This is a genomic window from Paraburkholderia sp. SIMBA_054, assembly GCF_046534875.1.
GTDB classification, from domain to species: Bacteria; Pseudomonadota; Gammaproteobacteria; order Burkholderiales; family Burkholderiaceae; genus Paraburkholderia; species Paraburkholderia hospita.
Genome location: NZ_JAWRXV010000346.1, coordinates 1 through 370 on the forward strand (window position 1 = coordinate 1; position 370 = coordinate 370).

The 370-nt window shown below is 59.5% G+C and carries 2 pseudogenes; both read right to left on the bottom strand.

Going from position 1 to position 370, the window contains the following annotated elements:
- Positions 1 to 154 (bottom strand): annotated as a pseudogene (locus tag SB822_RS55405) (amino acid ABC transporter permease); the annotation flags it as partial.
- A gap of 22 nt (positions 155 to 176) precedes the next feature.
- Positions 177 to 370: pseudogene (locus tag SB822_RS55410) on the bottom strand (amino acid ABC transporter permease); the annotation flags it as partial.

The window sequence follows — 370 nt, forward strand, 5'->3', positions numbered from 1 at the left end:
CGGTCGGCGTGCCCCACGGCCCGAACGAACGCAGCACCGCTGCGAGCAGGCCGATCAACGTTCCGCCGACAATCGCCGCCGCGGACAACAGCAGTGTCGCGAGCAATCCCTGAAACAGGATTGCGAGGCTCGTCATTAACAATTCGCTCGACATGTTCGGTCTCCGGTTTCAGCGATCAGGTGCGATCGGCCTGTCGTGCGACAAGAAAGAGTCGCCGCGTGCGTTTCTTCACTTCGAGCGGCGGATGAAAAACGCGCACGCCGATTTGCCCCGCGACCCACGACAGCACATTGCTAAGGAACAGATACGCAATCAGCGTGATCGTGAACGTCTGGATATAGAGCAGCGTGCGAGCATTGATGACAGTCG